Source organism: Aeromonas sp. 97A (assembly GCF_051919185.1).
Classification (GTDB): domain Bacteria; phylum Pseudomonadota; class Gammaproteobacteria; order Enterobacterales; family Aeromonadaceae; genus Aeromonas; species Aeromonas veronii.
The window spans coordinates 3,146,454-3,165,750 of the sequence record NZ_JBQBFF010000001.1 but is presented as its reverse complement, the minus strand read 5'-3'; the positions used below and the strand labels follow the sequence as shown (position 1 = coordinate 3,165,750).

20 protein-coding genes and 2 pseudogenes are annotated in these 19,297 nt (G+C 52.0%); 6 read left to right on the top strand and 16 right to left on the bottom strand.

Features of this window, described 5'->3' with window-relative positions; genetic code table 11:
- Positions 1–107 precede the first annotated feature (107 nt).
- From dhaM to ACTG27_RS14265, 7 genes are all read right to left on the bottom strand, one after another.
- Positions 108–824 carry a dihydroxyacetone kinase phosphoryl donor subunit DhaM gene (dhaM, locus tag ACTG27_RS14295; protein WP_439979856.1) on the bottom strand — a complete coding sequence of 239 codons (717 nt, stop codon included), beginning with the start codon at positions 822–824 and terminating at the stop codon, positions 108–110.
- A 1-nt stretch (position 825) separates the two neighbouring features.
- Positions 826–1,455 carry a dihydroxyacetone kinase subunit DhaL gene (gene dhaL, locus ACTG27_RS14290; protein ID WP_005341571.1) on the bottom strand — a complete coding sequence of 210 codons (630 nt, stop codon included), beginning with the start codon at positions 1,453–1,455 and terminating at the stop codon, positions 826–828.
- A 15-nt stretch (positions 1,456–1,470) separates the two neighbouring features.
- Positions 1,471–2,541, bottom strand: coding sequence for a dihydroxyacetone kinase subunit DhaK (gene dhaK, locus ACTG27_RS14285; protein WP_040067692.1), 1,071 nt, complete (start codon positions 2,539–2,541; stop codon positions 1,471–1,473).
- 238 nt (positions 2,542–2,779) lie between these two features.
- The gene (locus tag ACTG27_RS14280; RefSeq protein ID WP_005340164.1) at positions 2,780–4,138 is read right to left on the bottom strand and encodes an NCS2 family permease; all 1,359 of its coding nucleotides are present in this window, start codon (positions 4,136–4,138) and stop codon (positions 2,780–2,782) included.
- A 305-nt stretch (positions 4,139–4,443) separates the two neighbouring features.
- Positions 4,444–4,656 (bottom strand): transcription antiterminator/RNA stability regulator CspE, encoded by a 213-nt coding sequence (gene cspE, locus ACTG27_RS14275; RefSeq protein ID WP_005316548.1) that lies wholly within the window; start codon positions 4,654–4,656, stop codon positions 4,444–4,446.
- Positions 4,657–5,251: 595 nt separating this feature from the next.
- Entirely contained in the window at positions 5,252–5,536 is a 285-nt protein-coding gene (gene yjbD / locus ACTG27_RS14270) for a DUF3811 domain-containing protein (RefSeq protein ID WP_005340165.1), read from the bottom strand.
- A 146-nt stretch (positions 5,537–5,682) separates the two neighbouring features.
- Positions 5,683–6,585, bottom strand: a complete 903-nt coding sequence (locus ACTG27_RS14265) for a cation diffusion facilitator family transporter (protein ID WP_323931006.1) — start codon at positions 6,583–6,585, stop codon at positions 5,683–5,685.
- A 460-nt stretch (positions 6,586–7,045) separates the two neighbouring features.
- Between ACTG27_RS14265 and ACTG27_RS14260 the strand changes: the two genes are divergently transcribed.
- On the top strand, positions 7,046–7,171 hold the full coding sequence (locus tag ACTG27_RS14260) for a hypothetical protein (protein ID WP_019445191.1): 126 nt from the start codon (positions 7,046–7,048) through the stop codon (positions 7,169–7,171).
- A 72-nt stretch (positions 7,172–7,243) separates the two neighbouring features.
- On the opposite strand, the gene ACTG27_RS14255 is transcribed toward ACTG27_RS14260, so the two are convergent.
- Complete coding sequence (locus tag ACTG27_RS14255; RefSeq protein WP_429107203.1) at positions 7,244–7,987, bottom strand: substrate-binding periplasmic protein; 744 nt, start codon at positions 7,985–7,987, stop codon at positions 7,244–7,246.
- A gap of 461 nt (positions 7,988–8,448) precedes the next feature.
- Between ACTG27_RS14255 and ACTG27_RS14250 the strand changes: the two are divergent.
- Both ACTG27_RS14250 and ACTG27_RS14245 read left to right on the top strand, forming a co-directional pair.
- Positions 8,449–8,571 (top strand): annotated as a pseudogene (locus ACTG27_RS14250) (Y-family DNA polymerase); the annotation flags it as partial.
- An 84-nt stretch (positions 8,572–8,655) separates the two neighbouring features.
- Positions 8,656–9,402, top strand: coding sequence for a DinB/UmuC family translesion DNA polymerase (locus ACTG27_RS14245; protein ID WP_113725460.1), 747 nt, complete (start codon positions 8,656–8,658; stop codon positions 9,400–9,402).
- Positions 9,403–9,510: 108 nt separating this feature from the next.
- On the opposite strand, the gene ACTG27_RS14240 is transcribed toward ACTG27_RS14245, so the two are convergent.
- A complete protein-coding gene (locus ACTG27_RS14240; RefSeq protein WP_047440196.1) occupies positions 9,511–9,819 on the bottom strand; it encodes a helix-turn-helix domain-containing protein in 309 nt (102 codons plus the stop codon).
- A 98-nt stretch (positions 9,820–9,917) separates the two neighbouring features.
- On the opposite strand from ACTG27_RS14240, the gene ACTG27_RS14235 reads away from it, so the two are divergent.
- Together ACTG27_RS14235 and ACTG27_RS14230 are read left to right on the top strand one after the other, a co-directional pair.
- Positions 9,918–10,388, top strand: coding sequence for a hypothetical protein (locus tag ACTG27_RS14235; RefSeq protein WP_017780886.1), 471 nt, complete (start codon positions 9,918–9,920; stop codon positions 10,386–10,388).
- Positions 10,389–10,597: 209 nt separating this feature from the next.
- The gene (locus ACTG27_RS14230) at positions 10,598–10,789 is read left to right on the top strand and encodes a hypothetical protein (RefSeq protein ID WP_017780887.1); all 192 of its coding nucleotides are present in this window, start codon (positions 10,598–10,600) and stop codon (positions 10,787–10,789) included.
- A 331-nt stretch (positions 10,790–11,120) separates the two neighbouring features.
- Here the strand turns inward: ACTG27_RS14230 and tetR are convergent, their stop codons facing one another.
- Complete coding sequence (gene tetR / locus ACTG27_RS14225; RefSeq protein WP_017780888.1) at positions 11,121–11,756, bottom strand: tetracycline resistance transcriptional repressor TetR; 636 nt, start codon at positions 11,754–11,756, stop codon at positions 11,121–11,123.
- A gap of 80 nt (positions 11,757–11,836) precedes the next feature.
- Between tetR and tet(E) the strand changes: the two genes are divergently transcribed.
- Positions 11,837–13,054 (top strand): tetracycline efflux MFS transporter Tet(E), encoded by a 1,218-nt coding sequence (tet(E), locus tag ACTG27_RS14220; protein ID WP_017780889.1) that lies wholly within the window; start codon positions 11,837–11,839, stop codon positions 13,052–13,054.
- 87 nt (positions 13,055–13,141) lie between these two features.
- Here tet(E) and ACTG27_RS14215 read toward each other — a convergent pair whose 3' ends face one another.
- The 6 genes and pseudogenes from ACTG27_RS14215 to ACTG27_RS14190 form a co-directional block, all read right to left on the bottom strand.
- Complete coding sequence (locus tag ACTG27_RS14215; RefSeq protein WP_017780890.1) at positions 13,142–13,810, bottom strand: hypothetical protein; 669 nt, start codon at positions 13,808–13,810, stop codon at positions 13,142–13,144.
- A 158-nt stretch (positions 13,811–13,968) separates the two neighbouring features.
- Positions 13,969–14,130, bottom strand: a pseudogene (locus tag ACTG27_RS14210) (IS5/IS1182 family transposase); the annotation flags it as partial.
- Between the two features lie 217 nt (positions 14,131–14,347).
- On the bottom strand, positions 14,348–16,510 hold the full coding sequence (locus ACTG27_RS14205; protein ID WP_069785361.1) for an AAA family ATPase: 2,163 nt from the start codon (positions 16,508–16,510) through the stop codon (positions 14,348–14,350).
- Positions 16,507–16,947: a VPA1267 family protein gene (locus ACTG27_RS14200; RefSeq protein ID WP_017780892.1), complete on the bottom strand. Its 441-nt coding sequence runs from the start codon at positions 16,945–16,947 to the stop codon at positions 16,507–16,509. Before ACTG27_RS14200 ends, ACTG27_RS14205 begins: the two co-directional genes overlap by 4 nt.
- Entirely contained in the window at positions 16,944–17,423 is a 480-nt protein-coding gene (locus ACTG27_RS14195) for a hypothetical protein (protein WP_021140823.1), read from the bottom strand. Before ACTG27_RS14195 ends, ACTG27_RS14200 begins: the two co-directional genes overlap by 4 nt.
- A complete protein-coding gene (locus tag ACTG27_RS14190) occupies positions 17,411–19,288 on the bottom strand; it encodes an integrase (protein ID WP_034524358.1) in 1,878 nt (625 codons plus the stop codon). The genes ACTG27_RS14195 and ACTG27_RS14190 overlap by 13 nt, the downstream gene beginning before the upstream one ends.
- Between the last annotated feature and the right edge of the window lie 9 nt (positions 19,289–19,297).

Here is a 19,297-nt window from a genome sequence, read left to right as displayed (position 1 = left end):
AAGAATCGGGGCGAAGGGGCGGCAGTGCCGGGGACTCCTTCGTCTTGAATGAAGCTGCACAGGCTCAGCGAGCGAGTGCAGCCCCTTGAAAACAGTGGCGTGCGGCGTCAGTCGCCGAAACGCTCGTCGGCCAGCTGCTGAAAGCAGGCCAGTGCGGCGGTGGCATCCTCGCCGCGCGCCAGCAGGGTGAGCTGGTCGCCCTGACGCACGTTGAGCATGGCGAGCCGGGTCAGGCTGCGGGGGTTGGCCTCTTTGTCCCCCTTTTGCAGCTTGAGTTCAGCGGCAAAGGGCTTGAGGGCGGCCACCAGTCGGGCTGCGGGGCGCACATGCAGGCCGTGGGGGTTATCGACCACCACCTCGCAGCGCAGCCAGCCGTCGTCGGCAACGGGGGCTGTCTCAACGGCGGTCTGCGCCGCGCTGGCAGGCAGCATCGCCTGTTTCGGGCCCAGCGCGCCGAGCGCCTCGGCGGCTACCTCGTCCAGCGTCAGGCCGGAACCGGCCGCCACCACAGCGGCCAGAGTGCCCTCGACCAGCGGGGCGGGGCAGAGCCGCACCCGTGCGCTCAACTCCGGGGGCAGCAGTTCGAGGGCGGTCTCGGCGCTGAGCAGGGCGCTGCCCAAGTCCATCAGCACCAGAACGCCGCTGCCGTCGTCCGCTTCTTCAATCGCACTCATCACGGCGATGGCATCGGTGCCGATGGGGTGGTCGGGGTCATCGACCCCGGCCGCCAGCAGCAGGCGGGCCGGGCTGCCGAGCTGGTCGGCCAGCGCTTTCAAGCCGGCTGCCAGCATGGCGCTGTGAGAGACAACTACGATTCCGATCATGTCACAACCTCGCTCTGTCACGCAGGGCGGTCAGCAGCAGCAGGGTCGAGGTGGCCCCGGCATCCTGATGGCCGATGCTGCGTTCGCCAAGGTAGCTGGCGCGCCCCTTGCGGGCCTGCATCTGGATGGTGGCCTCGGTACCGGCCGCAGCGGCTGCCACCGCCTTGTCCAGCGCCTCGTTGAGGGGCAGCTCTTGTTGCTGCGCCTGTTGCAGGGCGGCCAGTGCCGGCCACCAGGCATCGCACATGGTCTTGTCGCCCGGCTCGGCACGGCCGCGGGAGACGATCCCCTCCACCCCGTCACTGAGCATTTTGCACAGCTGGCTGAGGCTCAGGCTCTGGCAGGCGTCACTGCTGGCCGCGGCCCGGATAAAAAAGGTGCCGTAGAGCGGGCCGCTGGCACCGCCGACCGAGGAGAGCAGGGTCATGCCGGTGGTTTTCAGTACCTGCCCGATATCCTTGTCTGCCACTGCGGGTAGCTTCTCGGCCACCTTGGCGAAGCCGCGCTGCATGTTGAGGCCGTGGTCGCCGTCGCCGATGTCGGTATCCAGCGCGGTGAGGTAGTCACGCTGCTCGGTAAAGATGTGTTCGCAGTCGAGCAGCCAGTTGACGATTTGGTGTTTGCTTAGCATGGCTATCGGCACTCCTTAGCAGCCGCGACGCAGGGCGGGGGTGTGAACGGGGGCATCCCACAGGGTCATCAGCTCATCATCCACCTTGAGCAAGGTGATGGAGATGCCAGTCATGTCGAGGGAGGTGCAGTAGGGGCCAATGAGGTTGCGCACCAGATGGATGCCCGCCTCTTCGCACAGGGTGGCAAGGCGACCATAGACGCCATAGAGCTCGGAGATGGGGGTGCCGCCCAGGCTGTTGACCAGTGCGATAACCCGATCGCCCGCATTCAGCGGTTCGATAAAGGTGTGCTCCTCCTGCCAGCTGCCGCTGGTGCGATCCCAGTGGCGCAGGGTACGGCCATAGGGGGTGTTGTCCGCCAGCTCGCTGAACATGTCGTCCACCAGGGTATTGAGGTCGGTGAAGGGGCGACGTTCGATGCCCGGTTCGCCGTGGATGCCGACGCCGAACTCCAGCTCGTTGTCCGCCAGAGTGAAGGAGGGCTTGCCAGCAGCAGGCACGGTGCAGGCATGCATGGCCACGCCTATGGTGCGGCTCTGGTTGTTGATGCGGCGGGCCAGCGCCTCGCAGCGCGCCAGATCGTAGCCCGCCTCGGCGGCGGCACCGACCAGCTTCTCGCACAGCACGGTAGTGGCAACCCCACGGCGACCGGCGGTGTAGAGGCTGTCTTTGACCGCCACGTCGTCATCGATCAGGGCGAAGCCCACTTTTACGCCGTCGCCGTGCAGCAGCTCGACCGCGGTCTCGAAGTTGAGCACGTCACCGGTGTAGTTCTTCACCAGAAACAGCACGCCCGCGCCGCCATCAACGGCCTGACCGCACTCGTACATCTGATCCGGGGTCGGGGAGGTAAAGATCTCGCCGGGGCAGGCGCCATCCAGCATCCCTTTGCCCACCAGACCACCGTGCATCGGCTCGTGGCCGCTGCCACCGCCGGAGACCAGCGCCACCTTGCCCATCACGGGGGAGTCGGCGCGGGTGATGTAGTGGGGTTCGATACGTACCTTGAGCTCCGGGTGGGCGGCTGCCATCCCCATCAGTTGTTCACGGACCACGGCATCGACGGCATTGATCAGTTTCTTCATGGCTCACTCCTTGGCTTGCCACCGCTCGGGTGGGCAAATGGTTGATGGAGCCAGTCTAACGACAGAAAGAGGGATAAAAATGACGGCCTGTTTGGTTCGGATTTGAAACAGCAGAAGGGGATTCGGTGTTTCAATCTGAAACGGCGCAGGGCAAGCGGGCGGGAAACTGTTAGCTGACTCACAGCCATGAAAAAAGGCCCCGCAGGGCCCTTGGCTATAACCGGAATATGTGGGCGGGTTAGATTGCCCAGCCACCGGCGTAGAAGATCACCAGCGCCAGGGCGATGATGACGGTGCCGACGTTCAGCTTCTTCCACTCGGCAGCGAAGATGCGGCCAACGACCAGCGCCACGAAGCCCAGCATGATGCCGGTCACGATGTTGCAGGTCAGCACGATAAAGACGGCGCACAGCATGCCGGAGAGGGCATCGACCGAGTCGCTGAAGTCCAGCTTGGTGACGTTGCCCAGCATCAGCAGACCGACGTACATCAGGGCCGGTGCGGTGGCATAAGCCGGTACCAGATAGCTCAGCGGGGAGAGGAAGATCATCAGCAGGAACAGCACGCCGACCAACGCGGCGGTCAGACCGGTTTTGCCACCTGCTGCGGTGCCTGCGGCAGATTCGATGTAGACGGCAGCCGGAGCACCGCCAACGGCGCCTGCCACCATGCTGCTGACGGAGTCGGCAGTCAGGGCCTTGCCGCCGCTGATGATGTGGCCACGTTCGTTGATGAGGCCCGCCTGACCGGCCACGGCACGGATGGTGCCGGTGGCGTCAAATACGGCTGTCATCACCAGCGCCAGCACGGTCGGAATCACCACCGGATTGAGGGCGCCCAGCAGATCCATGCTGCCTACCAGAGAGCCCTTCTCGCCAGTCAGGCTCGGCATGGCGAAGAAGCCCTGCCAGGTCACTTTCGGGTCGAAGATAAGGCCGAGGATGGAGATGGCGATAATCACCATCAGGATGCCGCCCGGCACCTTGCGACGCTCGAGACCGAAGATGGCGGCCAGACCCAGCACCGTCATGATGACCGGGAAGGCGGTCACTTCACCCAGTTGCACCGGCAGACCGGCCCCTTCGTTCTTGATCACCATGCCGACGCCGTTGGTGGCGATCAGCAGCAGGAACAGACCGATACCGATACCGGTACCGTGAGCGATACCGGAGGGGAGGTTATCCAGGATCCACTGGCGTACGCCGGTGACGCTGATCAGGGTGAACAGCACCCCCATCAGGAAGATGGCGCCCAGGGCAACCGGAATGCTCAGTCCCTGACCCAGTACCAGACTGAAGGCGGTAAAGGCGGTGAGGGAGATGGCGCAACCGATGGCCATCGGCAGCTTGGCCCACAGCCCCATCAGCAGGGAGCCGAAGGCGGCGATCAAACAGGTGGCGACAAACACCGGGCCCTGCTCAAAGCCGGCAGCACCCAGCATGTTCGGCACCACTATGATGCTGTAGACCATCGCCAGGAAGGTGGTCAGCCCCGCGACCAGCTCCTGACGCACGCTGCTGCCGCGCGCAGAAATGGAAAAATAAGAGTCCAGAAAGCCGCCAGTCCCTGTTTGAGCGGCCATATCTTGCTTTGCCATAACTAATCCTGAAAGTGTGAAGGAAATCGTTTGCGTTGGTGGCGCGCAAAATAGCAAGAATTCGCGGCAAATACAGCGGATAACCTGACTTTTTCGTCACTATTTTACATTTTGAGTCCATTCGGAGCTCATTCTAAGACTCAAGCGGTGAGAGCGTGTAAGGGAGGGATCAAGTGGTCGGGGGAGGGGAGATCAGTGAGGAAAAAGCGGGGAAAAACAAAAAACCCGCCGAAGCGGGTTTTTTTAAATTCTTGCAGAGCTGTCAGCAGTTGGCATGAGCCATCAGCAGCATGCTCCGGCTTGAATTACAGACCAACTACGTTGGCAGCAGCCGGGCCTTTCTGGCCTTGCTCGATGGTGAACTCAACGCGCTGACCTTCGTCCAGGGTTTTGAAGCTGGTGGACTGGATAGCGGAGAAGTGTACGAACACGTCTTTGCTGCCGTCAGCCGGGGAGATGAAACCAAAACCTTTCTCAGCGTTGAAGAACTTAACGGTACCAGTCATTTTGTTAGACATAATAATTTCCTTAAATAGTGTTGAATGCCACCTAAATGGCAATTTTTGATTTTTCGTCAGCAATACGTATGGGGAGCACTAAAGAAGGAGAATTATTTGATAAGAATTATCCTAGGATAACGCTTATGCTAATCACTGCTTTACTAAAATGACTGCCTAACATAATCAGGTCTGAACTGCCGAACCATCGAGAAAGATTAAAACACGCTCTCATTTTTAAAGCAAACTTTATCTCGATATTAATGTTTTGTAACAGCCAAAAATATCATTTTTTATAGTAAACATGATGCATTTCAACGGTATAGAAAAATCAGTGCAGACTCATATCACCCTGTGGCAAGCCAGATTCGGCTTTTTTGTCCTGACTATGTAGCCAGTTCTGGCAAAAGATATGAGAAAAAATGAAAAGGTGGCGATAGATGGGGATTGTCAGTTGTCGTTCTCTCTAACTCACAATGTAAATCACTTCTTTGCTGCTGCGATTAGCTTCTGGGCTGCAAATCAATGGCGGCGCCAAATCTGGCGCATCGAGCATCGCCCAGACATGCAAACGCCCGCTGGCACCAAGTGCCAGCGGGCGTTTTGCAAGAAGGGATCAGCGCTTGCTGCGAAACTTGTTGCTGACCGAATCAATCCAGCTGAAGGTTTCCGGCAGTACCTGGTTCTTGGCTCGCTCTTTGGCTTTCTCGCGAGCCAGCTTGGAGGCAGCCTTGGCCGCTTCGGCGCGGTCGGCCACAATTTTCAGGCGACCCTCTTCGCGGATCTTGTTCCGCTCTCCGTTGGTCAGCTGGTGGTCTGCATTGGCTTGTGCCTTTTGCAATAACAAGGCTATCTCGGCTTTTTCGGCCTCGGTCAGATCTTTCATTTCCAGCTTTTTCACGGCGCGCTCCTGCGGCAGGGTGGTTAGACACCCTAACACAGTTGTGCCGATCACTTCTTATGCAATCGGCTTTTCGGCAGTAAAAATGCGGGTTTGTGCCAACTTTCCGTTATTTCGCTGCCACTTTCCCGCCTGTTTGCCACATTTCAATTTATGGCGAGCGGTGAGGGCAGCTCTTGCTCCTCCGGCTCGACGTGGATCAGCACGATGGCGTGGGGCAACTGCGCCATGATGGCGTGCTCGATGCGATCACAGATATCGTGGGCTTCGCCGATGCTCATCTCCGGGGGCAGGGTGAGGTGGAAGTCGATATGGCGGCGGCGTCCGGCACGACGGCTGCGCAGATCGTGAAAACCGCTGGCGGCAGGGCAGCATTCGGTGATGATGCGGCTGGTCATCGCCAGCTCTTCCGGGCTCATGCTCTGGTCGATCAGCGGCTGGAAGGCCTCGTTGAGCATGCTGATCGCCTCTCTGACAATAAAGATGGCGACCGCAATGGCGACCAGCGGGTCGAGGATGGCGAGTGAATGGCCGAACAGACCGGCCAGCCAGATCCCGCCAAGACCAACTGCGACCCCGGCGGAGGTGAGCACGTCCGCCTTGAGATGGAGCGCATCTGCCGCCAATGCAACTGACTCTTCTTCCCGGGCCACCTTGTAGAGGTAGGCAGAGACGCCGCTGTTGACCAGCGCCGAGATCACCATCACCAGCACGCCCCAGCCTATGCTTTCAATCGGGCTGGGGGTGAGCAGCTTGTCGACGGCTTCGAAGATGATCCAGCCTGCGGCCAGCAAGATAAGCAGTGCTTCGATGACACCGGAGACATTTTCAATCTTGTCGTGACCATAGGGGTGGCTCTCATCGGGCGGGAGATCGGACTTTTTCACCGCGAACAGGGCGATCAGGGCCGCCACCAGATCCATGGCGGAGTGGATCGCCTCCGAGATGATACTGACCGAGCCGCTGGCGAACCCGGCTACCATTTTCATGATGATCAGACTGATATTGGAGCAGACCGACACCATGGCGGCTCTGGTTTTTCTGTTCATGTACAGCTTCCTGAATAAAAACGGATATTTCGGTGCGGCGCGCATTATATCCGGCTGACCGGAAATAACCTATTCGGTGTTGTAACCTGATGTTTCTGATGATATTGCGAATGCTTATTAAAATGGTGGCCGCTTGAACGGCAATAAATAATGAGAGGGATTTATATTTATCCGTGAAAATATCTAGGTAACGATGACTTAATATAAGCGTGACAACATTTAATAATGCGAATTACTCTTTTTTGGTCTTTCCTGTCGAGGTTGTTTGGCCTCTGCGCTCAGGGGACGGAGACCGGCATTTTTTGGACGAGAATGAGGCTGGATCCGGATGCCGCTGGAGGGTATGCTGGGTCTGGTGATGGTCTTGCACCATCCCACCAAGCGTACTGAAGTTGATGATTCGGATGGCATGCTGGCTCCCTCTGGGAACCAACTGTCTGGGTAACATTTTTGGAGTTTGATGATGAGTAACAAAGAACATCACAACGGCAAAGATGCCAAGAAAAAACCGCAGATGTCACTGAAAGAGAAACGCGAAGCCAAACGTCAGAAAGCAGAACTGAAAAACGGCAGCGCAATGAAGTAACGCTCCCCTACTGCTGTTCCTTCGGAGCCAGTACAAAGCCAGCCCTTACCGGCTGGCTTTTATGTTTGTGGCTCACGGCGTGGCGCCGTAAGCCGCGAAAATCTGGTGATAACGACCATCCTGACGCATCGCCTCAAGGCGCTTATCAAACAGATTGCGGGCATCGGCCGTTCGGAAGGCAAAGTGATAGACGGTGGGCGGGAAGAGGTCTGCTTGCCTGACCTGATTGCGCTCGTAGTGCTCGCCTGCCTGAGCGGTGGCAATCAGCTGGTCGAGGTAGTAGTAGAACACCCGCTCCTCCAGTACGACTGCATCTACCCTGCCGCGCATTAGCTGATGTACCTGCACCTGCTGCTTGGCTACCTCCTCATAGTGGGGATTCTGGTTGGCCATGGTGGCGAACGCGCCCCCCAGAATGATCCTTGCCCGTTGAAAAGCGGTGACCCGTTTTGAATGCAGGTCGTCCAGAGTACTGATGTGGGTGCTGCGCAGGGTGAAGATCCGGTTATGGAAGGTGATAACGGGCTGGGTCAGAACGTGAGGATCAACCATACCGGGTCTGACGTTGATGATGGCATCCAGCTTTCCTGACTCGAACAGGCGGAAGGTACGCTCCAGTGGCAGAAATTCAAAGCTGGGCTCATAGCCGCTGCCAGCGAACGCCTCTTTCAGCAGATCCAGCTCGATGCCGCGATTCTCGCCTTCGATGACATAAGGGGGGATGGCAAAGCTGACCCCGACCTTGAGTGGCTTTGCCTGCAACTGGCCGGAGAGCATGCTGGTCAGCATTAGCAATATAGGGGTGAGCAGTTTCATTGCACTTTTCACAAGGCGCTCCTGTGGAGAATATCCATCACTGTAGGGGAGGCAACCAAAAAGCGTCATATCCCTTTCGGGGCTGAGTGCATAAAAAAAGACCCTGAGTTATCAGGGCCTTTTCAATATTCTGTTCTTAGGATGGTAATACATGTAAAAAATCGCTGCTGAGTGAGTGACTGAGTGAGTGGCAATGAATTTTTTACTATATATTTCAATGCATAACACCTTTTCTTACACTTCTGGTTGCTCACCTTAAAATGACACTTTTTAAAGATATGTAAGAAAAGGTATGAAAATGCGTGTTCATACCTGTTTATTCTTACACTTTTTGGTTGTCCTCACCAGAACCCTCACCACATGAGCCTTACCAGCTCAAAAGAGAGAACCACGCACCGAGTTGCTGAGTGACCTTCTCGCAAAGCTGTTCGCACCCGTCCCGGTAAACAGACGAAGCTTTTGCTGAGCTGAGTGAGAGTTGGGCGGGTGACCTAGTGGCATATGGACGCCAGATCCGGGAGCGGGTACAGCAGTGGACAGGGCTGACGGTCGGTGTTGGTATCGGCCCCACTAAAACCCTAGCCAAACTCGCCAACTATGCCGCAAAAAAATGGCCCGCCACCGGAGGGGTGGTCGATCTGCGCGATGAAACACGCCGCGCCAAACTGATGGCGATCACCCCGGTAGACGAGGTCTGGGGAATTGGTCGCAAACTCACCACCAAGCTGTCAGCTCAGGGCATCAACACCGTGGCTGATCTGGTAGCGGCTGATGCTAAGAGTCTTCGGCACCGTTACGGGGTCGTTGTCGAGCGCACGGTGCAGGAGCTGTGCGGGATCCCCTGCGCCGAGCTGGAGCAACTGGCACAGGCCAAGCAACAGATAATTTGCAGCCGATCCTTTGGGGAGCGCATCACCGCCTTCGGCCCCATGCGGGAGGCTCTCGCTGGCTACATGGAGCGGGCAGCTGAGAAACTCAGGACAGAGGGCATGTGCTGCCGCCATGTCACAGTATTCATTCGTTCGAGCCCGTTTGCGGAGCGGGAAACACATTATGCCAACCAGATCTCCATGCTGTTGCCGATACCCACAGCCGACACCCGTGAGTTGCTAGCCCAGATCGAGCCGCTGCTGAGCAGGATCTGGTTGGATGATGTTCGCTATATGAAGGGCGGCGTCATGCTGGCGGACTTCTCCCCGAAAGGCATGCAGCAAGGGGGTCTATTCGGCAGCGAACAGCAGGATCCCCGTAGCGATGCACTCATGCAGGTGATCGATAGGATTAACCAGGGGCGGTTGGGAAAGGTCTACTTTGCATCCCGAGGCCGAGATACCAGCGAATGGATGATGAAACGCGAACAACTCAGCCCCCGCTATACCACCAGTATCAAAGGGATCCCGGTGGTGAAGGCATGAGCACAACCATGAAAGTTAACCTCCTCTCCTAGCTACAAACCACTATCAATGCGTTGCAAACTTCTGGTGGTCAATCCGCAACATGAGCAGGTATCTTACTTAGCGGTATCACCGTTTATTTTCACGTAGCTTAAAGAGAAGATCTAACTTTTCATCCTCATCAAGTTGCTCAAATAGACAAACCAATTCCGCACTAAGATCATCTTCGCAAAAAAAATAACTCAGCGGCTTTCCCAGTACATTGGCAAGTTTTCGCATTGTATCAATGTCTGGAACGTGGCGACCTCTCTCATAGTGATTCATGCGACCACTAGCAGAACTATCATCCATACCGGCCCTTACCCCAAGCTCCTTTTGGGATATACCTGCTTTTTTACGCGCCTGCTTGAGTCTCTCTGGGAATGGGTTTTTGTACAATGTTTGTTCATCACAAAGTTCTCATATGTATAGATTGTCTAAGTTTCACCTGTCTCTGTATACTTAGCAATCCTAAGTGTTGTGGTTGTGGAAATTTTATGCAGAATAAAAATGTTTACAAAATCAGTAACAAGTTTTATCAAGTTTTACTCAAAATGACTGGTCTAAAAATAAGCAGGAAAGAGCTGATACGATTGGCTATGGAGGTCAATGACTTGGCTGTGTATCAGGCATCAGGCTTGGTTGACCGCCATGTATATAGCTTGAAAAAACAGGATGCAGTGAAAGCTAATGGGCCAAAAAATAATCGGCATTATATTTTTTCAGATGATCTTCTGGGCAGTTTACAAGCATCAATCAAAGGCGATAATTATGATCTAGCAAGTGAGTTGAGGTCTCTGGAAGAAGAGCTTCTGTTGACTCGTTATGAGTTACAAGCCTACCGCGAGATACTTGAAAAACTACCTCAAGAGAAGCAAAAAATTACTTGTTTGCATAAAAATGCATCAGAAAAAATCTACCGGTTGAATGGGAAAATTAGAGCGGTAAGTCAATTGGTGATGATGTAATTAAAAGGTATAAATGAAAGAGGCGTTTTATCGAAAAGAAGCATACCTGAGTCGGCCATAGCGCAAGAAGCGATGCCGCCAACGGAAGGCGGTGGCCAATAGATACTGTGTTCCTAGGCGGCTTATTGATTTGAACAAATTATGTGCATTTTGTGCTGAGCTACTAATGAAAATACCTGCTGTTACGGCTCAACGATAAGGATGACCCGATGCAGAATCTTGTATTGAGGAAAGCAACGCATGAAGATATGGACGACATACTGCGTTTGCAAATTCCCGTGTTCAAGGGAGAGCAGGGGATCCCTGACGAATTGATCCCTATTCCAGCTGAAAAATCGCCACAATGGTGGTGTGCAATTATGAACTCCACAATTGTTGGTGCCGTTGCAGCCTGGAAATAATGCGATGAAACTCATTGGGGGCGATTTGCAACAATGCAAAATTTCAGAGGGTATCAAATAGGTTCTAGCTTGGCTCGGTTTTCACTGCACGAACTTTTCGCACAATCTGTAGATGAAATCCATATGGATGCAAGAGATATCATCGTTAAGACCTTAAACCGAATGGGTGGCTTAGTTGTGGGAGACTCAATGCCATTTTATCGAGGGACGGTGACACCCATGATATTAACCAGAAGTGGTTTAATATTTAATAGATAAAATACTGACGATACATGTATATATTTGAAAACACTATCCATAACTATAAATTAGAGTTGACACATAGATAGCATCATTTATTACCATCCTCAATGGGTGTATGCTTTTTTTCATCTAACTGTGCAGAAAATCCAAATATTAATGATTTCAGCCCGAAATGGAAGGCCATTTCAGCAGAGGTTCTCGCCTGAATATTAAATGCCTCTTGTAATAATGGTGGTGCAGCGTCTATCACATGATTATTTTCTATCTGGTTTGTTGCTTGCTCCTCTAATACTGCACCCAACGTAAAATGGCTGATAGATTGCAGAATGAAAAGAGCCTCCTCGACCGAAAACCCTGCATCGCATAGACAGCGTAGTTGCGCCTCTGCTTGTTCAAACTGGGGGGGCGTAGGAGAGGTCCCTATATGCAATCGGGCTCCATCACGATGGACCAGTAATGCTTTACGGAAACTCAGAGCATTTTCCTGGAGAAACTGCTGCCAACTCTCAGTCGGTAACGGTGCTGAACGGGTGTGATGCTTCGCCAGTATTGCCTCTGAAAGCATGTTCATAAGAGTCTGCTTGTTGCGCACGTGCCAATACAGAGTCGGTTGCTCAATTTTTAGGGACTGCGCCAGCTTACGCGTAGTCAAGCCCTCTAGCCCTTCGCTGTCCAGCAGGGTGAGCGCCATTGAAATTACGTCGTCCAAGCTTAGTCGTGCCATCACTATCTCCTTTTGCTGTTGACAATCTATCACTGATAGAGTTATTTTTCAAACCCTATCATCGATAGAGAACGTTAACTATGAACCGCACTGTGATGATGGCACTGGTCATCATTTTTTTAGATGCTATGGGGATTGGCATAATTATGCCTGTCTTGCCGGCGTTATTACGGGAGTTTGTTGGAAAGGCTAATGTTGCAGAGAACTACGGTGTTTTATTGGCGCTGTATGCAATGATGCAAGTGATTTTTGCCCCTCTTCTCGGCCGCTGGTCAGATCGCATAGGTCGTCGCCCTGTATTGTTACTTTCACTTTTAGGTGCAACACTGGACTACGCATTAATGGCAACAGCCAGCGTAGTGTGGGTGTTGTATTTGGGACGCTTAATTGCTGGTATTACCGGTGCGACTGGAGCTGTTGCAGCCTCAACAATTGCCGATGTCACACCTGAGGAATCCAGGACACATTGGTTTGGTATGATGGGTGCCTGTTTTGGTGGCGGTATGATTGCTGGACCAGTCATTGGTGGTTTTGCCGGTCAACTTTCGGTACAGGCACCGTTTATGTTCGCTGCTGCTATTAACGGGCTGGCATTTCTGGTCTCCCTATTCATTTTACATGAGACCCATAATGCTAATCAGGTTAGTGACGAGTTAAAGAATGAAACAATCAATGAAACCACATCCTCCATACGCGAGATGATCTCCCCATTATCGGGATTGTTAGTTGTCTTTTTCATCATTCAATTGATTGGCCAAATCCCCGCAACATTATGGGTTTTATTCGGAGAAGAGCGCTTCGCATGGGATGGCGTAATGGTCGGTGTTTCATTGGCTGTGTTCGGGCTGACACACGCACTGTTTCAAGGACTTGCTGCTGGTTTTATCGCTAAACATTTGGGAGAACGGAAAGCTATAGCGGTTGGCATTTTGGCTGACGGTTGTGGCCTATTTTTATTGGCGGTCATTACACAAAGCTGGATGGTTTGGCCGGTTTTGCTGTTACTAGCTTGTGGTGGCATCACACTTCCCGCCTTGCAGGGAATTATATCTGTTCGTGTCGGTCAGGTAGCACAGGGACAATTACAAGGGGTGCTGACCAGTTTGACCCACCTGACAGGTGTAATCGGTCCACTTGTTTTTGCATTTTTGTATAGTGCAACCCGCGAAACGTGGAATGGATGGGTATGGATAATTGGCTGCGGATTATATGTAGTTGCATTGATTATACTGAGGTTTTTCCATCCAGGTAGGGTAATCCACCCGATAAATAAGAGCGATGTACAGCAGAGAATTTGAGCAACAATGCTGTACAGCACCGTAAATTCTGGCGCCCTACTCGGTGGATAGAGGTGAGCTGGTAGGTGGGTCTGGGATTGCGATCCATTAATCATCCTTTGGCAGCAACCGAGATAGGCCCACTTGAGCCGGTAGTTCCCCGATGACCTCAATCTTCCAACCCGTCATATTGGCCCGACACATGTGATAATGGTGCGCGATGTTGGCCTGCGCTTGCAAGGCGTGACGGGCTTTATCTAGTGCCTCAGTTGCATTGATGCCAATGCGGTTTAGCAGGAGTTCAACGCGGGTCTCCAGTTGCCTGCGTTCATGGGGGGAGAGTACCCCGGCCATTACCTTTGGCGCTACGTAAAGGCGGGCGTCGTCTTGCGAAATAGTCTTCAAGACACCGCGAGCGTACTCATTGGCGAGAGTGACCTCCTGGGCCATGTATTTGTGCATGAGGTGACCCTCTTCGAGGCGCATGATCACCTCGTTGACGTTGTAGTGACTGTGTTCCTCCAGATAGTCACGGACAAGGAGCTTATGGGCCAGCGCGATGACATCAGCCCGCTCGATATCGTTAGTGAGCCGAAGGCGTAATTCGGTTGCGCTGGCTAATTTGCCCATCGCGGCAGAAAGCAGACGACCACGTTGCGCCTGACCGGGGGACTCATCGCGACCGATAACTCCGGTTGGCAGGAATTTATCGGCTATCTCGCGGCTGACGGTGACGCGAATGCGGCTATTTTCCACGGTGAGGGTTTGATGCTTCATGTTACTGCTCCTGAGTCTGTCCGATGCCCGCGCCCACGGGGCCATGCCTATCATAATTGCGAGAGGCCTTTCGTGGGTAATTACACTGACTTGACCACTTACTTTGCACCCAGCCTTTTTAGAGAAGGTTCTTATGGCTGGATTTGCATCAGTGGTTAGGGGTGACGGCCATTGCCGACCTTGGGATAGATGGGCGTAATGATGACCAGCATCCAGGGCCAGGGAAGCAGTTACTCTATTCAAGAGAGGAAAACTTCTTTACGGGTCTGGCGGCGTTTGCTGTTGAACTCGTAATCAGCGAAGGTCAATTGATGACTCACGTTGGAGTTCGTTCTTGGTACAAAAGAGACTCTGGTGGTACTATGTCAAGGCCTTGTAAGGTATTGATTTTTAAGGTTCTAGCCCTTCCGATCGCTCAGCTACGGGCACATCTTGCTACGCAAGAGCACGGAATAAGCCGTGGACAACGCTGCGCGTTGACGCACCGCTTATCTCCGCTTGTACCCGTAGTCGCTCCCCAAGGGAATCAATCTCCTCTCATTTCTTCAACAGATCACGCAGATAGCTGTTCCGGTTATGGGCATTGCTGGGCGCTTTGGTGATGGCTGCAAACTCAGCTGTGCTGCCCACGATATGGACCTCATGCTCGGCCCTGGTTATTGCGGTATAGAGCCAGGCCCTGTCAACGATCCTCCCCTTTTGCAGCGCGATGATGATGCGTGGGAACTGCGAACCCTGAGCTTTATGGAGTGTGATGCAGTAGCCCAGCCTCATACAGTCCAGCAGGGATTGGGTGACATACACGCTCTCGCCTGTGTCCAGTTCAACCACTCCGTAGTCATCTCCAGCCCCGACAGCGCGAGTTAGCGTTCCGAGCGAGCCATTTTGAATGCCTTTCTCGTAATTGTTCTGAGTGAAGAGGATCACATCTCCTTGGCGCAAATCGTTGCGGCGGTAGGTTTCGCCATACATCTCAAATATCATCCGAGCACCATCAGGGTTGACGGCCTCCTGAATAAGATTATTGATCTCCGCCACCATAGCGGTGGTCGCACCTACCACTCGGCTGTTCTCGGGGGATTGCTGATATAACTCGGCACAGACTTGGGCGATCCTCTCTTTGGATGTTTCGTGGAAATAGACGTTACCCATGCTCAAGTGCTCCGGTATGAGACCTTGATTGACCTGCATAGAGTATTCAGGAATGCCTGTGGCTCCCTTCTGGCGTTTAACGATGTCCAGGGTCACGTTCGCAATGGCCTGTGATGCAACGATATCGGCTAGCACCTTGCCACATCCTATCGGAGGTAGCTGGTTTGGGTCACCCGTGAATATGATCCGCACGGCGGGGTGCAGATGGTTGGTGAGCCGATACATGGTGGGCAGGTCGATCATGGATGCTTCATCGATCACTAACAGATGATTGGGAGACCCATCAGATGGCTCTATGGGCTCGTGCCGCAATAAGGCGGCAATAGTCATAGTCTTAAAGCCTATCGACTCATGTAGGCGCATTGCAGCGCGTCCAGACAGGGCGACAGCATGCACCTCAAAGCCCATTTTGCCATAGGCCCGCAGTGCAGTTCTGAGCACTGTGGTTTTGCCAGTTCCTGCGCCCCCCGTGATGCAACTCACCGCATTGTCTAGCGCGGTGAGCACCGCTTCATTTTGCATCGCGGTCAATTCATAGGGCAGCTCATTAACCGCAGCGAGAAACGCAGCATTGGTGGACTCGTCGTAACGATTTTGCTGTTTAGCAAGTTTCAACAGCCGCTTGGCAACAACAGTCTCCATCAGCAATTGTGCGGTAGGGTGATAGGTGCCTGCTTCATGGTTCAGCACATACTGGGCTTGGTGGTAACCGGCCTTGAATGCTTGTGCTGCCAACTCGCCGTCACCAAGCAATTTGGTCAGCAGGGGGCGAAGCCTGGCCTGCGTGGTGTAGGTGTGGCCTTTTTCCACTTCCGCGTGGATGGCGAACTCTAGGGCGGCACTCAGTCTCTTCGGATCTTTTAGTTCTACCTCAAACTTCGTTTGAGAAAGGGTATCCACTTCTTCAAACTCCATTCCGAAGCCGACCAACAAGTAGGGATTATCTTTGATTGCTTCAACGGATCCTTCGCCATGGAACTTCAATAGGCGCTGCTGAATGGACGAGGGGATCCGACACTCTGCCATCCAATTGCAGTGGCTCAGATTTTTGTATTTTGCATAGCCGTTGAACAGGGCATTAATAGATACATCACTCAGAATACCCTTGAGGCGCTCTCTGGACTCTGGTGTGTCGGTGCGCAGGGTGGTGTGAAATTGCTCACCGAGTAGTTGCCATAACGCCCTGGCTTTACCGAGGCCAATTCCCTTGAAATCAGGCTCCTTGGCAATGAACTGGATCAGCTGCTCACCTGTCTCTGGCAGGGTGCATATTACGTGCTCAGGTGATTCATAGGTGTGTTGCCGCATAACAACGTCACCAACCTCAACCCTCTCAATGAGGGGCTTTCCATGGACTGTCCATTGCTGGCCCTGTGACGGTTGTGCCGGAAGGGTGTCAGGCCGCGCCTTAATGGTCACATAGTATTTGCCGTCCCTAATCTGGCTGGTGTCGCCATGGAGTGGGATACCAGAGAAGATCACGTAGCCGGATGAGCTATATGGGATACTGGTGACACGAATTTGCTCGGAATGCAGGGATTGGATCATCGTGGCAAGATCCCCATTTCAGCCAATGTCTCAGATAGCTCACCAAAGCGCTCAAGTTTGGTTTTTAGTTCTTTGAGTTGCGCTTTCAGCTCAATGTTTTCCTGCTCCAATGTCGATACACGTTTCGCATCGAGTTGGCGTCGATGAGCCGTAGGGTCATAAGTCTTAGGGTTATCGGAACTGGCTTTGGCCTGAGCGGTTAACGGTGGCAGCACCCCTTGTGTTCTTAAACCGTCCTCTAATTGTTGTAATTGTCTGCGCAGCTCAGGATTCTGGGCCAAGGCAGAGCGGCCACAGCCAATGGCCTTGGCGATTTCACCTCGGCTGAGATTGCCTCTGTGAATTATCTGCCGGTAGCTCTCGTCAGTTTGTGTTGCCGTCCATAGCTCAAACGTCCTGACGAACTCCTTGGCTTTCTCCGCACAGCTCCCCATCATTGACCTCCTGTTCGGCGTTTAACTTCTATAAGCGGCTTTCCAAGCATATCCTGTAATTTTTTTAGATCGGCACTATCTGTTGGGAAGTTATCAATTGATGTCATTCTGACACCATGCATGTAAGCATTATATTGCCATACTATGAAACGCTGTTTGTATGCATCATTCAAACTATTTAATCTGGCCAATTCATTCTCTAAAAGAGCAACCTTTTTTATAAGATACTCAAGCGTTACATCACGCTCTTTGGTAGGCTCAGGTTGAGAAAAAAGTTCTTTTAAAAATGTCTTTCTTCGCGAGTATGCATCTTGAATATCTTTGTAAGAGGATAATGATTGACGTTGGACGCCACCTTTAACATCAATCATTATGGCAACTTTTTTACAGAGCAAGTCCCAAGTTAACTTTCCTTCCCAAGTATTAATTAGACCTAGTATATTAGGCAGATTTTTTTCTGTGATAACTATTTTAGGCATAACAAATCACCCATAATATTAAAAGCTTTAGAATCGATAGAGTCAGGCGATTGAACTTCAATATTAAGTCCCTTCTCTAAAAGAACAACCTTGGCTGGCGATGGATCATATACATCAGGAATACGAATGGGGGTGCCATCAAGAACATTTTCATCCTCTAATAGCCGGATCTTTGTTCTAATATGAGCAAGTCGCCAACCGTGTGAGCTAACCCAGCGGTCAGCACCAAAGGCCCCCATTTTATGGCTTTGCTGTGCTTTTTCGAGTTGAGCTGCCACTTGAACTTCTCGTACTTTCAACAGCTCCAATGAGCTACGGAAGCCTTTGATACAGACCAATTCTTTGCAGGTTTCACAGTCACCGTTTCGCTGACATGGAATCATGGCAAAATCATGCTCACACACGCCTAGCTCTGTTACTATCGCTGCACCAGTAAGGTTCTTTCCGATTTCCTCGAAACTAATTGGAAGGTTACATTTTATTTTGTCCAACGTGTTTGCATTTTCAGGGATAGTAATAACTGCAATTGCATTGGACTTTTCTTCTTCTGTGCGATGATCATAGCTGGCATTATCAGCAACTCTTGCTCTCCCTGCCCAGTTTGCAAGCGTCAATTCATCCATCCCACCCCGTTCAGCTTTGGTACTTAGCCAATGCCTAGCTTGATGGGATGTTATATCGGGTTGTGAGCCATCCTCTCGTAATATGTTATGTTTCTTCCAAAGGAGGCCTCCTTTTCTGGCCTCAGACCTAGAAATCCTTGCATTAATTATGTTCACCGTAGGTAAAACAAACGAGTGTTGAATAACATCATGTTCCGCATGTAACTCACGGTCTCTATATAGTAACAAAGCCTCTGAGGCCTTAACTTTTTTTGCGTTATCAACAAAAGGCCAGTTAACCAATTTACTGATATACGCCATACTCCCATTGTTATCTGGATGCGTTTCTGCATACATCGCTGCCTCCCGTGCAGGCATGCTAATTTTTTTCAATCGTTCGATAGCTTCCAAAGCTACATCTTGCATGACAGTAGGAACCCATTTAATCCCTTCGTTGCCATTTTTGGCAGGCACCCAACGTATTCCAAGTTTAAGTTCTCCACTGCGATTCTCCTCCCATACAGTACAATCTATAGGCAATGAGAATAACTCAGAGCATCGGGATGGCGCTTGCATGAGCAATGCTATTACAGAAGTAAAATATTCTGCTTCAATACCTAATGAAGGCGCGTCATGAAATAACTTAGCAAATAACATCATATCCTCTTCTGAGGGCAATTTATTTTTACGATGTTCTTTTCCATTCTCATCAAGTTGAATAATTAAATCTTTTACTTTTTGATATGGATTTGACCACCCAGGAAGACTCGGTGTTATAAAATTGTCACGGCAGAAATTAAGAAGAAGCTCCATTTGATAGCCCGCTTTATTTCGACCTGCCAGATTTGATATGCGTCTATTAAAGATATCGCCTAGCCTTTCTAAAACTAGGCCATCGAGCATCAGAATATCTGCTTTATGTTTTGATTGAATCAATGCTTCTTCAAGTATTCGAATAGCTTCGAAATGTCTGTGAAGATTTGTTATGGGTTTTAATGCGTAAATGTAGCGAATGTATGCTTTTGCAAAATCAATAAATGGTGCACCTAGGGGAGAGAAACTATAGGAAGTTGATGGCTCTAAATTTGTGGAGAAACGGGCAACAACACGGCGAGTATTGTGAAAAGTGTGCCATAAATTATGATCCCAGCAATCTTCACCGAAAACAGTTAATTTGTTTTTGCTACTTTGAATGAACTTTTCTAGGTTCGCTTCTGAATTCAGTTCTATCGCAGGCTTAAAATGAAAAATGTTACTGTCCACTGATTATCC

Excerpts from the sequence above, each read along its gene's own strand:
- dhaM (WP_439979856.1), bottom strand. The coding sequence starts at position 824 with ATGATCGGAATCGTAGTTGTCTCTCACAGCGCCATGCTGGCAGCCGGC.
- dhaL (WP_005341571.1), bottom strand. The coding sequence starts at position 1,455 with ATGCTAAGCAAACACCAAATCGTCAACTGGCTGCTCGACTGCGAACAC.
- dhaK (WP_040067692.1), bottom strand. The coding sequence starts at position 2,541 with ATGAAGAAACTGATCAATGCCGTCGATGCCGTGGTCCGTGAACAACTG.
- ACTG27_RS14280 (WP_005340164.1), bottom strand. The coding sequence starts at position 4,138 with ATGGCAAAGCAAGATATGGCCGCTCAAACAGGGACTGGCGGCTTTCTG.
- cspE (WP_005316548.1), bottom strand. The coding sequence starts at position 4,656 with ATGTCTAACAAAATGACTGGTACCGTTAAGTTCTTCAACGCTGAGAAA.
- ACTG27_RS14265 (WP_323931006.1), bottom strand. The coding sequence starts at position 6,585 with ATGAACAGAAAAACCAGAGCCGCCATGGTGTCGGTCTGCTCCAATATC.
- ACTG27_RS14260 (WP_019445191.1), top strand. The coding sequence starts at position 7,046 with ATGATGAGTAACAAAGAACATCACAACGGCAAAGATGCCAAGAAAAAA.
- ACTG27_RS14255 (WP_429107203.1), bottom strand. The coding sequence starts at position 7,987 with ATGAAACTGCTCACCCCTATATTGCTAATGCTGACCAGCATGCTCTCC.
- ACTG27_RS14245 (WP_113725460.1), top strand. The coding sequence starts at position 8,656 with ATGGCGATCACCCCGGTAGACGAGGTCTGGGGAATTGGTCGCAAACTC.
- ACTG27_RS14235 (WP_017780886.1), top strand. The coding sequence starts at position 9,918 with ATGCAGAATAAAAATGTTTACAAAATCAGTAACAAGTTTTATCAAGTT.
- ACTG27_RS14230 (WP_017780887.1), top strand. The coding sequence starts at position 10,598 with ATGCAGAATCTTGTATTGAGGAAAGCAACGCATGAAGATATGGACGAC.
- tetR (WP_017780888.1), bottom strand. The coding sequence starts at position 11,756 with ATGGCACGACTAAGCTTGGACGACGTAATTTCAATGGCGCTCACCCTG.
- ACTG27_RS14215 (WP_017780890.1), bottom strand. The coding sequence starts at position 13,810 with ATGAAGCATCAAACCCTCACCGTGGAAAATAGCCGCATTCGCGTCACC.
- ACTG27_RS14205 (WP_069785361.1), bottom strand. The coding sequence starts at position 16,510 with ATGATCCAATCCCTGCATTCCGAGCAAATTCGTGTCACCAGTATCCCA.
- ACTG27_RS14200 (WP_017780892.1), bottom strand. The coding sequence starts at position 16,947 with ATGATGGGGAGCTGTGCGGAGAAAGCCAAGGAGTTCGTCAGGACGTTT.
- ACTG27_RS14195 (WP_021140823.1), bottom strand. The coding sequence starts at position 17,423 with ATGCCTAAAATAGTTATCACAGAAAAAAATCTGCCTAATATACTAGGT.